Genomic DNA, 12,396 nt, shown 5'->3' on the forward strand with positions numbered 1-12,396 from the left:
TTAAGTTTCCCTTCCTTAGCCGCCGATGACGCAATCGGATGCGTCAATGATGTCGGCCAGTTCAGCAGCGCTGAGCACTTCAACTTCGACTTTGAAATCATCTGCGGTCAAGCCACGGGCTTCCATAGATTCTTTCTCGATGATGATGCGCCAGTTCATGTCGATATCTTCGTCTTCGTCGGCATCTTCTTTTTCCATTTCGATGATGCCAAACGTGGGCGAAAAGTTTTTCATGCCGATGTCTGCGGTGTCGTGACCAGCTTTGAGCTGATAGACGCCGTCGTCACAAAAGACGATGTTGGCGTGCTGTTCAAACGCTGCAGAGATCAAAACCGTTTCCAAAACTTCCAGGGCGTAAACGGTGCCGTAAGGAGCTTTGCGGTTCATAAACGTGAAGGTCTTTTTGACGCCTTCAGTTTCAAATTCATATTCAGCCATGGGATTAGTCTCCAAACATCATCAGGCGATCGCAACCCATGCCCGCTTCGACCAACTGGCCGAGGCCAGAGATACGGAAGCCGTCAGCCAAGCTGTCGTCTTTAATACCGCGACGCATGCCAGCGGCGACACACACCACCAAATCAACGTCTTTTTCTGCGGCCAATTCGCCCCAAAGCTTAACCAAGTTGCGGTCGTCGGCTTGCGGCTCGGAGAACTTGTTGGCGTTGTTCACGCCGTCGTAATAGAAGAACACGCGTGGCACATCGTGGCCTGCTTCGAGCGCGGCTTTGGTGAAATGATAAGCCGTGTCGGACGCTTGGTGCGTAAACGGTCCTTCGTTGATCAAAATACCGAATTTCATCAATCAATTCCTCGTTTCCTTGCAAGGGGGACAGCCCAAAAAACCGTCCCCCAACAAGAAATAGTTTTACCTTACAGGTGGACGTGGGAGGACGCGTTCAATGCGTTGCGGCCACCGCGCCAGTCTTCAATGTGGTACTTGGTGAACGGCAGACCGGTCAGTTCGAAGAACTTCGGCCAACCGATACGGTCGATCCATTCGTTCATGCGTTCCCAAGGCTTGCCGCCTTCTTTGTACGCCATCAAAATGCGGTTCACGACGTCCGCAGCTTCCGGCCAACGCGGTGCGTTGTTCGGCAGGCCTGCCGCAACCAGTTTGTGGAAGCTCGGCTTGGAACGCGTGGAAGAGTGCTTACCACCAACCCAGATGGCAATTTTGGAGTTCACCGGGTCGTTGATTTGCATCGGCGGGCACGGCGGGAAGCAAGCGCCACAGCAGACGCATTTCTTCTCGTCAACTTCAAGCGTTGGCTTGCCGTTGACCAGTGCCGGGCGAATAGCTGCAACGGGGCAGCGTGCCACAACAGCCGGACGTTCACACATGTTGGAAACCAAGTCGTGGTTGATAACCGGCGGCTTGGTGTGCTGAACGTTGATGGCGATGTCGCCTTGACCACCACAGTTGATTTGGCAGCAAGAGGTGGTGATTTTCACACGGTTCGGCATCTCTTCTTGTTTGAACTCGGTGTAGAGTTCGTCCATCAGAGATTTCACAACGCCGGAAGCGTCGGTGCCGGGGATGTCGCAGTGCAGCCAACCCTGGGTGTGAGAAATCATGGATACGGAGTTACCCGTACCACCAACCGGATAACCGGCGTCTTCGAGACGCTTGATCAGCGGATCGACTTCAGCTTCGGAACCGACCATGAATTCAACGTTGGAACGGGTCGTGAAACGAACGTGACCGCCAGCCATTTCGTCTGCGATGTCGCAGAGTTCGCGGATGGTGTAAACGTCCATTTGACGCTGGGTACCAGCTTTGATGGTCCAAACTTCTTTGCCGTTTTTCGCAACGTGGTGCAATACACCGGTTTGCGGACGGTCGTGCCAATCCCAGTTGCCGTAGTTTTCTTTCAGCAGCGGGTGCATGTAGTCCATACCATTGGGGACACCGCACTCATCTGGCATACGCGGGGCTTCAGCTCCACTCATATTCCTTCTCCAATACTTTTTTTGTCTTTCGACGCCCGGCAAGGTTGGCGATCCAAACCTCGCCGGGCTGTGGTTACGTCAGATTTAGTGGGGCTTACTCAGCAGCCGCAGCACCTTTACGGGCATTCCACTTGTCAACTTCTTCGTCCCAGCCGTCCATGCGGACATAGGAGCTGGTGCGCGGGTGCGTGACCATGTTCGGGTCAACGTCGACACCAACGCCTTCGAGGAAGTCCACCAGACCGATGCGTTCGATCATTTCGCCGGTGCGCTCGTGTTCGAGAGCGTTTTCAGCGAAGAAGTCGAGAACGTTTTCGGACAGCTCGACGAGCCATTCGTAATCGTCTTCGTCTTCCATTTTGTGGAACGGAACAACGACGGTACCCATCAAGTCACCGATTTTCAGCGTACGCTTACCACCGATTAGGATGGTGACGCCTTTTTCATCGCCGACCGACAGGGCTTTGGTGCAAACGTTGATGCAGTGCATGCATTTCACGCAGCTTTCGTTATCGATGTCCAAAGTGTCGTCGTCGTTCAAAGCCAAAGCACGGGTCGGGCACATGTTCACAACTTGGTTGTTGAACTCTTTGCGGCCCAGCTCGGCTACTTTTTCTTTGATCTTGTCTTGGTCGACTTTGATGTCGTCGGCCCAGGTGCCCAAAACGGCGAAGTCGGAGCGGTGCGATGCGTTGACGCAATCGTTGGCGCAGCCGGAGAACTTCGCTTTGAATTTGTAGGGCAGGGACGGGCGGTGCATGTCATCCAACATGTTGTTGATGACCAAACGCATCGCTTTGCCTTCGTCGTAGCAAGATTGCTCGCAACGTGCAGCACCGACACAGCTCATGGACGTACGCACACCTGCGCCCGCACCACCAAGGTCGAAGCCCATTTCGTTCAGCTCGTCAAAAGCCGGTTGAACGTTTTCGGACGAACAGCCTTGGAACATGATGTCGCCGGACTGGCCGTGGAAAGCAATCAGGCCGGAGCCGTATTTTTCCCAGACGTCGCACATTTTGCGCAGCGTATCAGTATCGTAGTGCATACCCGCTGGCGGCATGATGCGCAGCGTGTGGAATTCTTTGCTTTCCGAGTACTTGTCGGCCACTTCGGAAAAGCGCGGGATAACACCAGCGCCATAACCGATGACACCGATGGTGCCACCTTTCCAATAGCCTTTACGCGTTTCATAGGAGTGCTCGAGTTGGCCGAGCAGGCTCTTCATGACCGGAGCGTATTGTTTGCCTTCGTCATCGGCCAAACGTTTCAAGCCCGTGACGAAGCTCGGCCAGGGGCCGTCTTCCAGCTGGTCAAGAAGAGGAGTATCAGGTTTGTTGGTCGCCATTTGTCTTTCTTCCTCCGCAGAGTTTATTTTGATCCCAAAAAGGACACAAAAAGGGTCCCCGCCCCAGAACCACCTGGAGCATTCTTAAGAGTCCCCCGCGTTTCCAAGCTGGAAACCCAGCAAAAAAACTGTGTGCCTTGAGACACACCAGAGCTGTCTGAACGTGTGAAAGGGTGTTCCCTGTTTCAGCCAGCGCCTGTAATTTTGTTAATCACGTCACACAGTTTTCTTGTCTGTATGTTCGTGTGTATGTCGCCATACATCTGGTTCTTATTTTCGCCAGATTTTATATTACGTCAATCTAATATGTCCAACACGAAATGTGCTGCATTGCATCAATTCTCAATTTTCTTTGTATTTCAATAAATTAGATATACGTTAAGTATCTGTGGAATGGCCCAAAACTAGGGTTTAGGGTACTGAAGCTGTTCATAAATTTAAAAAATGTGTAGAAAACAGGGATGAACGATATGTATGTCGAACCAAACCAAGAACAAGAATTTTCGCATGGCGCGCTTTCCCTGCTTGCGTCCGAAGGTGGCTCTGGTCCTTTTTTTCTTTCAAATTCAATTGATTACGCCCGTTGGCGTGATGCTAAGTTGGCGGGTTATCCCAAAAAAGTGAACGAATTGGTAGTCGAGGTCTCTGATCCCGTTCATCCCACAAATGCTGAGATTTTGGCGATTCGAGACCGCATACGCCGCTGTGGCATGGCCGTGTATGCGGGGCCCGCTGTGGATGATGTGGAAAACTCCAAGGCTTTGGTGAAGGCTTTTGGCCAGCATTTTGGGCTGAAAACCCTCGACCACAATCCTTACGCGGATGAGGACGATATTACGCCGTTGCATGTCGCTGCGGGCGAAGAGCGCCTGGAACAAGGCCGCAAGATGTACATCCCATACACTTCGCGGCCCATCAGTTGGCATACGGACGGCTATTACAACACCACGGCGCGCAGAATCCGGGGCATGATTTTACATTGTGTGCGTCAAGCGGGGGCGGCGGGCGGTGAAAATGCGCTGTTTGATCCCGAAATGGCGTATTTGCTGATGCGCGAACAAGATCCGGAGATGGTCCGGGCTTTGTCAGAAGCAAACGCCATGACGATTCCGGGTAACGACGTCGATGCGGATGTGGAGCGCGGGGATGTCTCCGGCCCGGTGTTTTCGCTGAACAAAGCCGACGGCTCGCTTTACATGCGCTATACCGCGCGCAAACGAAATATTGTTTGGCCCGATGACGAGGCGACACAGAAGGCTGTGGCCTTTATGCAAGAGATTTTGGCCGACGGCGGCCCTGGTGAGCCCTATATCTTCCGCCACCGCATGGAGCCGGGGCAGGGGCTGATCTGCAACAACGTGCTTCACACCCGCACTGCATTTGAAGACACGACTGAGGACACCGGCCTGCGCATGATGCTGCGCGCGCGCTATATAGAGCGCGTTGCGGACACCTATACTCAACAATAAGAAGGAAGAAGACATGCCCCAGCACGAAAGCATGACCGATCTCGAAATCGTCATGGCCCCTTGGAACAAAGAGCTGAAGATTTCCGAAGCCACCTACGAAGGCGGCTTCAAAATGCTGCGCATCCGCATCAAAGAAGGCAAACGGTTCACCGACCTGGAGCTGGACTTTGAAACGGCCGGGCATCTGGCAGAGTTGATGGGAAAGTGGGCGGCGGAGACGAAGCCGTCTGAGTAAGCAACTAAAAGTTATTGAGCCGCAGGCACTTTTAAGCGTTTGATTTTGGGCCGCTCGGACTGACGGGCTTTGGTCAGCTCGTAGTGGTCTTGCAAGTTGGTCCAAAACTCCGCAGTGGTGCCGAAGGCATCGGACAGGCGCAAAGCCGTTTCTGCCGTAATGCCGCGCTGGCCATTGACGATGGACGTGATGCGGTTGGTGGGAACGGATAAGGCATCCGCAAGCTTTCGCGCACTCAAGCCATAGGGAACCATGAAGTCTTCTTTGAGGATTTCACCGGGGTGAACGGGGGCAAGCATTTTTGTGTTCCTCAGTCGTGGTAATCGACAATCTCGACGTCATAAGCATGACCGTCTTTCCAAACAAAACAAATCCTGTACTGGCCGTTGATCCGAATGGAATGCTGGCCGGAACGGTCCCCGTGCAAAGCTTCAAGCTTGTTGCCGGGCGGGCAGTTTAAATCATGCAGGTGTCCTGCCGCATGAACCATCGTCAGCTTTCGCAAAGCCACCCGCTCAAACGCTTTCCATTTGCGATGACATTTCTCCAAGCGGAAAAGGGCCTGAGTATGCTTGTCTCGAAAGCTTTTGATCATGGAAAGAGTATCATTTGTTACGGGTTACGTAAATAGTAAAATATGTGAGTGCGGCTCATTTCGAGGAGTCAGATTCGAAATCAATTTCTCACCATCAAGAGCTTAACCCCATCTCGGTACGAGCTTCTTTGATATCAATTTTTGCCTTAACCCCATGCTTTTCCAGTAAATGTAGCAAGTGAGAGCCAGACATGAGAGTAAGCGGTTTATCTGATGCAAATTTGTGAGCATCAGGACCATAATCTGCGGTTGTGACAAGGATGCCCTTGATCGCACCTTCGTTCATAGTCGTTCCATACAAATCGCGAACAGCGCTGACGCCCACAGTGCGAGTATACCTCTTTGCCTGAATGACAATTTTACCGCCACTAATTGGGTCAGGATCAAAGGCAACGGCATCTACTCCACCGTCATTGCTTGATTGGGTTACACGGACTTCTCCACCTCTATCTGCAAATTCTTTTTCGAACAATTCTCTGACTAAGTGTTCAAATTCTTCCCAATCCATTGCAGCAAGATTGGTGGTGCCATCATCGGCAACATCAACTGACTTTGCGTCAACAAAACGCTTGTCGGTTTTTTCAAACTCAATAATAGGGGCTATGGGCGTCAGGCCAACCAAAGATGCTGCTGAAACGCCTTTGAGAGACTTGAAGCATGCTTTCGGTTCTACTTGTTCTAGGTTGATCTCTAGAAATTCAGCTTTCTTTGCCATCAAAGAAATAATGGTGGCATTGGCTTGTTGGCCTGTGGCGGGGTCAATTGAGTCTGTCCAGCCATTGAAAACGATACTCTCAAGGTGATCGTGGATATCGGCTTCAAACAGTTCGTGAATGGTTCTTAAACAGATTTGATAACATAGGTCGTCAAATAGGGATTTTTTGTCGCGTTCACTGATGTTCGTCTCGCGAAGTTCTCCTGTAGATGCCACATACTTCACTGTTTTGGTCAATGGCAACCCGTCTGGCGTCGGTAACGTGTACTGAACGACGAGCAGTTTATTTTCCGGATCGTAGTTGATTTCCCATTGTTTTGGAACGACATCGTCATGTTCAGAGGCCTCTAAGACTATTGAGGCATGCTCTTCGATTGCTTCGGGTTCTCCATTTTGCCAAGCTGATTTCAGAGCCTCGACTTTGGCGTTTTCAGTTTCTTGTTTTTGTAAAAATGCCTTCTCGGCTTCATCTTGTTCTACATTCCATGCATCGCGTTTTAGGGTCCATTCAGCAAGTGCGTCGGCATTCGACTTCTTAACGCGTTCAACCTCATTATGAAATGCCTGGACGCTATCTTCATGTTGCTTTTCCAATTTCTTGCGCTGTCCAAAAAGAGCTTGGAAGAAACCAACTTTAAGTGGCCCTGGTTTGTTAGCACGAACTTGGTGTTGGGCTGGCTTATGGGGATAGTTTTTACGTTGGAATTTCGAATGATCTTTGAGCACATTCCAGTCGACAGCATCATCAATCGAAAGTGTGTGGTGGAGTGTGTTTTTTAGCCGATCACGTCTTTGTTCAGCTTCAACCGTCAAATCTTCCGCAAGTTCTTTTCCTGCGGCAGTGTTTTGTTTTTTGACATAAGCATCATATTTCTTGTCCCATTGGGCCATCAGCGTATCGACCTTATTTTGCAGTATCGATATTTGAGGTGCGCTGAGTTCTTTATGGAGATCGAGGGACAGGTGACGGAAATCAATGTAGTAACGAAGTATTTTGGTTCCAGCGGCGTTATATTTCGCACGCACGTCGCCAGCTTGGATGTCACCGAGATTAGAGGAATAGAAGGAAATTCGTCCAGACATGTTGCCCACTCTCACTATTATAGAAATAAAAGGTGGGGTTCACGTTACAAATAATGGGTGTTTAGTTCCATAAAAATCAGCCAAAAGTAGATACATTGTGGTGCATTTAACTCTGCTATGATTGCCACACACATAGTCCTACCGTATAACCAACCCTCCCAATCCCAAAAAACCAGGGGACGCCCCGTGAGCCAGATCGTTTTTCCTGAACGCCCGCCCAAAGACGAACATCGTGCCAAGTGGATGGCCGCGTGGTTGTTCTCGGTCGCCGGGATGGTTTTGGTGATGATTGCCTTGGGGGGGCTGACGCGTTTGACGCATTCGGGCCTGTCCATGGTCGAGTGGAATGTCTTTACGGGCTGGATACCGCCCTTAAATGAGGCCGACTGGGCCGAACTGTTTGACAAGTATCGCCAATTCCCCGAGTTCATGAAGGTCAACGCCGAGATGACCCTGGACGGCTTTAAGGGCATTTTTTGGCTGGAGTTTATTCATCGCGTCTGGGGCCGCTTGTTGGGCTTTGCGTTTTTCTTGCCGTTTGCGGCGTTCTTGGTGATGCGCTGGGTGAAGGTGTCCGACGGTTTGTTTTGGAAGCTGTTCGGTCTGTTGTTGTTGGGGGCAAGTCAAGGCGTGATGGGCTGGTTCATGGTCATGAGCGGCTTGGTGGATCGTCCCGACGTCAGCCAATACCGCTTGGTCGCGCACTTTGCGCTGGCGGTTGTCATCATTGGGCTGCTGATTTGGGTGGCGTTGAGCCTTCTTCATCCCAAGCCCTACGATCAACACCATCAAGACACAGGTGGTCTGAAACGTTCTGCGCATTGGTTGGTGACTTTGATTTTTGTCACGGCCATGGCGGGTGGATTTGTCGCGGGTACGGATGCGGGGTTTGCCTACAACACGTTCCCCTTGATGGATGGCCAAATCATTCCGGACGGGGTGTTTGCTTACGACCCTGTTTGGCTGGCACCGTTCGAAGACATCACCACGGTTCAGTTTATCCACCGCACCTTGGCGGAGATCACCATCGTTTGGGTGTTGCTGTTTTGGATGAGCACCGCTGACAAGCATTTGGCCCCGTGCACACGTTACGCCATTCATCTATTTGGCCTGATGGCGTTGTTGCAAGTGGGCTTGGGCATTTCCACACTGTTGTTGGGGGTGCCGGTTGCCCTGGCAAGCTTGCATCAGTTGGGTGCTGTGGCGCTGTTTTCCTTGGGCGTTTGGGTGCTGCACGAATTGCGCACAGCCCGCTAGCCCTGGTCGTCCTCACCCTTTAAATCAGCCAGGCTAAACCGGGCGTAACCGGATGATTAAAGGGAAAATGCCGTTCGTTAAGCCGACCTTTACGATTCTCGTCCAAATATTTGGTGTCCACGGGCCGTGCGCGCGGATATGGGTGCTATATATAAGACAAATGGACCATTTTGGGACTTTGACGGAAGAACGCCTTGTGAATGTTGAAAGTTTTCCGATAGAATGCACCTTGAGCCTTCCATTCGGCGAAGGCTTCTCTATATTCAAAAGAAGCGCCCCACCTGGGGGTGGGATGCTTTCGAGGTAAATGTCAGTTAAGGGATGAACTGAATGAGCGATCACAAAAAATTTCGTTTGGTGACGCGGAGCGACTTTGACGGTCTGGTCTGCGCTGTTTTGCTCAAGGAAATGGATTTGATTGATGATATCAAATTCGTTCACCCGAAGGATATGCAAGATGGCACCATCTTGATCTCCGAAGATGATATTACTACCAACTTACCTTACGTGCCGGGCGTGCATATCGCGTTTGACCACCATTCATCGGAAATGACCCGTCTGGATGAAAATCCTCCCAACCATGTGATCGACTCCGAGGCACCGTCTGCGGCCCGCGTGGTCTATGATTACTATGGCGGTAAGATGGAATTCAAACGCGTTTCCGACGAAATGATGGACGCCGTCGATAAAGCCGACAGTGCTCAGTTCACCACCGATGAAATTCTGACCCCGGACGGTTGGGTGTTGTTGAACTACATCATGGATTCGCGCACCGGCCTGGGCCGTTTCAAAGATTTCCGTATTTCCAACTATCAGCTGATGATGGAACTGATCGACTATTGCCGCGATCACACCATCGAAGAGATTCTCGCTCTGCCGGACGTCAAAGAACGCACCGACCTATATGCAGACCACGCCGTCAAAGCCAAAGACCAGTTGGAGCGCTGCTCGACCATTCATGACAACCTGGTGGTTTTGGATTTGCGCGGCGAAGACACCATCTTCGCCACCAACCGTTTCATGATCTACGCCATGTATCCGGACACCAACATCTCGATTCACGCGATTTGGGGCTTGAACAAGCTCAACACCGTGTATGCGACGGGTAAATCCATCGTCAATCGCTCTTCGAACACCAACATTGGTGAGTTGATGTTGAAGTACGGTGGTGGCGGCCACGAAAATGCCGGCACGTGTCAGATCGACAACGATGATTCCGAACGCGTCCTGGGTGAGTTGGTCGCTCAAATCACCTCAGACGGATGAACCGCTTAACGCAGTTTATGGCCTTCCTTATTGGTGGGGCCCTGACCTTCGGCCTTTTACAAACGCTGAGCGCTTGTTCCGATGGTCGCAGTCCCATTGATCAGGTTGTGCGCTCGTTTGGCTCTATGGCCACGCTGGATGCAGAAAGTGAAACGCAGCTCCTGCGGGTCTATGACGCCTACGACACCTATACCAACAACCCTTCAAACCTACGCCAACGCGATCATTTTCGCGATGCCTTGCGCCATATCCGCGCAAATTATGTGGTCTCGACCGAAAGTGTCGATCTGATTAACGCCGCGATGGAAGGGATTGAAGAGCAAAAGTTTCGCCCGGGGAGCGTCGAGCCGCGTGATTTTGTCGAAGCGGGCTTGGACGCCATGATGGCCTCTTTGGATCCCCACTCCAGCTACCTCAATCCCGACGAACTGCGCGATAGCCGTGTGGCAACCAGTGGGGAATTTGGCGGCTTGGGCATTGAAGTCACGATGGAAGAGGGGGCTGTGAAGGTTGTTTCTCCCATCGAAGACACACCGGCGTACCGTGCAGGCATTCAGGCGGGCGATCGCATCGTTGCTTTAGACGGCGAGCCCATTGGCGATAAGACCTTGTCGGACGCGGTAAAGGTCATGCGTGGGCGTCCGGGCGAAGCCATCGTCCTCACCATCGAGCGCGAAGGGGTTGCGAACTTCGACGTCCGCGTGGTGCGCGCCATTATTGAAATCCGCTCCGTGCGTTGGCGCATGGAAGGTGACATTGCCTATGTGCGGGTTGCAAGCTTTACGCAAAAAGTTTCACCAAAGTTGTTGGACGCGTTCGACGATATCGAAGACCAATACGGGGCAACTTTGAAAGGCGTGGTGCTGGATTTACGTAATAATCCTGGCGGCTTGCTTGATCAATCCCTGTTTGTGTCTGACAGCTTCTTAGAGGGCGGCACCATTGTCTCTGTGCGCGAACGCCAACCTGGCGACAACCGGGTCTTTCGGGCAGGTAGCGGGGATCTTGCAAACGGTGTGCCCATGGTGGTCTTGATCAATGAAGGCTCGGCCTCAGCATCTGAAATCGTCGCCAGCGCGCTCAAAGATCATCACCGCGCGGTGTTGATGGGGCGGCGCACGTTCGGCAAGGGCTCGGTACAAACCATCCAACCCCTGGCCTTGGAAGGCGCGCTGAAATTAACCACGGCGCGTTACTATGCCCCGGCGGGCTATACCATCCAGGCCCAAGGTGTTGCACCGGATATTGTGCTGACGCGGACCATTCAGCCCGCAGAAGGGGAGGATGCCCCGCAAATTCCGAGAGAATCGGACTTGCCGGGGGCCTTGAATACGGATTCACACGAAGAACGCCCGCCCGAAGCCTCCTTGGACCGCGAAAGTTGCCCCAAAGCAGGTGAAGAAGGCAAAGATCTGGAGCTCGGCTGCGCGCTGGCTTACCTGCGTGCCGGCTCGACCAAGGCGTTCTTGTCGACCATCTCTCACGAAGTTTCTTTCTCAAACTAAGTTTGTATAAAAAACAGCCCCTTATGGCATTTTCAGACGTGCTCTGTGTTCATCTAAGGCAAATCCGTTGATGCTGGCGTGACGGTCTTTGCGCCATGCATCCGAGGCTTTGTTTTCCAGGGGGGGGGTGGCGATGTCCACCCAAGATCAATGAGTTTTCTTATTTGGTCATGAAACTGCGGATTTGTTGACCCCGCGCGCGCTCGACTTATATCCTAAGCCATAAGTAAACCACCACTTTTCGGTTCTTTTCGCTGCTGACCTCATTTCCAACCGTTGTAACGGTTTTGGTTTTTGGTTGGTTTTTCGTGTGTTCAGCACGTTTTCAGAAGGTTTGAAATCATGGCTACCAATGATCAAAACAACGGCATCTTTTCTTCCGGCGCGGCCGAAGGCGAGAGCTTCGTCCTCGACGCATCCAGCAGTGACACGCTGGTCCTGCCCGAAGGCTTAAACCCGGCGACAGCGGATTACCAGCACGACGGGCCCGATCTCGTCCTCACGTGGCCCGACGGCTCCGAGGTGGTGATTAAAGATTTCAACACGGTTGACCCTCAACCAGACTTTCAATCCGATCAAGGCGCGGAAGTGCGCGCCGATCTGGCTGATCACTTAGCCGACGCCAACACGCCTGGAATGGTAGCCCAGGCCGGCAGCGAAGGTGTTCAAGAACAGCCCATTGGTACGGTCGACAAAGTTGAAGGCACCGTGACGGTTATTCGCGTGGATGGTACGCGCGTCGAACTGCAACCGGGTGATCCGGTCTTCCAAGGCGACATTCTCGAAACAGATCCCGACAGTGCCGTCGGTGTGATCTTGGCGGACGAAACCACGTTCTCCATGGCTGAAGAAGGCCGCATGGTTCTGGACGAAATGGTTTACGATCCGGGCACGCAAGAAGGCTCTGTCTCCATGTCCGTGATGCAAGGTGTGTTCACCTTCGTTTCCGGCTAAGTTGCCAAAACCGATC

Annotated in this window: 13 protein-coding genes; 6 read left to right on the plus strand and 7 right to left on the minus strand. The window is 52.2% G+C overall.

Features of this window, described 5'->3' with window-relative positions; all coding sequences use genetic code 11:
* Window positions 1-15 precede the first annotated feature (15 nt).
* The 4 genes from V5T82_RS05030 to dsrA all read right to left on the minus strand — a co-directional run bounded on the left by V5T82_RS05030 (window position 16) and on the right by dsrA (window position 3,301).
* Window positions 16-438, minus strand: coding sequence for a DsrE family protein (locus V5T82_RS05030; protein ID WP_332894514.1), 423 nt, complete (start codon window positions 436-438; stop codon window positions 16-18).
* Between the two features lie 4 nt (window positions 439-442).
* Window positions 443-802 (minus strand): sulfurtransferase complex subunit TusD, encoded by a 360-nt coding sequence (gene tusD / locus V5T82_RS05035; RefSeq protein ID WP_332894515.1) that lies wholly within the window; start codon window positions 800-802, stop codon window positions 443-445.
* Between the two features lie 71 nt (window positions 803-873).
* Entirely contained in the window at window positions 874-1,953 is a 1,080-nt protein-coding gene (gene dsrB, locus V5T82_RS05040) for a dissimilatory-type sulfite reductase subunit beta (RefSeq protein WP_332894516.1), read from the minus strand.
* A gap of 94 nt (window positions 1,954-2,047) precedes the next feature.
* Window positions 2,048-3,301 (minus strand): dissimilatory-type sulfite reductase subunit alpha, encoded by a 1,254-nt coding sequence (gene dsrA / locus V5T82_RS05045; RefSeq protein ID WP_332894517.1) that lies wholly within the window; start codon window positions 3,299-3,301, stop codon window positions 2,048-2,050.
* A 461-nt stretch (window positions 3,302-3,762) separates the two neighbouring features.
* Here dsrA and V5T82_RS05050 point away from each other — a divergent pair, with 461 nt between their 5' ends.
* A complete protein-coding gene (locus V5T82_RS05050) occupies window positions 3,763-4,770 on the plus strand; it encodes a TauD/TfdA family dioxygenase (RefSeq protein WP_332894518.1) in 1,008 nt (335 codons plus the stop codon).
* 13 nt (window positions 4,771-4,783) lie between these two features.
* Window positions 4,784-5,005, plus strand: a complete 222-nt coding sequence (locus V5T82_RS05055; protein WP_332894519.1) for a DUF6967 family protein — start codon at window positions 4,784-4,786, stop codon at window positions 5,003-5,005.
* Between the two features lie 11 nt (window positions 5,006-5,016).
* Here V5T82_RS05055 and V5T82_RS05060 read toward each other — a convergent pair whose 3' ends face one another.
* The 3 genes from V5T82_RS05060 to V5T82_RS05070 form a co-directional block, all read right to left on the minus strand.
* Window positions 5,017-5,304: a HigA family addiction module antitoxin gene (locus V5T82_RS05060; protein WP_332894520.1), complete on the minus strand. Its 288-nt coding sequence runs from the start codon at window positions 5,302-5,304 to the stop codon at window positions 5,017-5,019.
* An 11-nt stretch (window positions 5,305-5,315) separates the two neighbouring features.
* Window positions 5,316-5,600, minus strand: coding sequence for a type II toxin-antitoxin system RelE/ParE family toxin (locus V5T82_RS05065; RefSeq protein ID WP_332894521.1), 285 nt, complete (start codon window positions 5,598-5,600; stop codon window positions 5,316-5,318).
* Between the two features lie 94 nt (window positions 5,601-5,694).
* Window positions 5,695-7,398, minus strand: coding sequence for a restriction endonuclease (locus V5T82_RS05070; RefSeq protein WP_332894522.1), 1,704 nt, complete (start codon window positions 7,396-7,398; stop codon window positions 5,695-5,697).
* Window positions 7,399-7,584: 186 nt separating this feature from the next.
* Here V5T82_RS05070 and V5T82_RS05075 point away from each other — a divergent pair, with 186 nt between their 5' ends.
* The 4 genes from V5T82_RS05075 to V5T82_RS05090 all read left to right on the plus strand — a co-directional run bounded on the left by V5T82_RS05075 (window position 7,585) and on the right by V5T82_RS05090 (window position 12,380).
* On the plus strand, window positions 7,585-8,655 hold the full coding sequence (locus V5T82_RS05075; protein ID WP_332894523.1) for a COX15/CtaA family protein: 1,071 nt from the start codon (window positions 7,585-7,587) through the stop codon (window positions 8,653-8,655).
* A 330-nt stretch (window positions 8,656-8,985) separates the two neighbouring features.
* Window positions 8,986-9,921, plus strand: a complete 936-nt coding sequence (locus V5T82_RS05080; protein ID WP_332894524.1) for an exopolyphosphatase — start codon at window positions 8,986-8,988, stop codon at window positions 9,919-9,921.
* Between the two features lie 17 nt (window positions 9,922-9,938).
* Entirely contained in the window at window positions 9,939-11,426 is a 1,488-nt protein-coding gene (locus tag V5T82_RS05085) for a S41 family peptidase (RefSeq protein ID WP_332894525.1), read from the plus strand.
* Between the two features lie 342 nt (window positions 11,427-11,768).
* Entirely contained in the window at window positions 11,769-12,380 is a 612-nt protein-coding gene (locus V5T82_RS05090; protein ID WP_332894526.1) for a FecR family protein, read from the plus strand.
* Window positions 12,381-12,396: the final 16 nt, after the last annotated feature.

The sequence above is a fragment of the Magnetovibrio sp. PR-2 genome, assembly GCF_036689815.1.
Taxonomy (GTDB): Bacteria; Pseudomonadota; Alphaproteobacteria; order Rhodospirillales; family Magnetovibrionaceae; genus Magnetovibrio.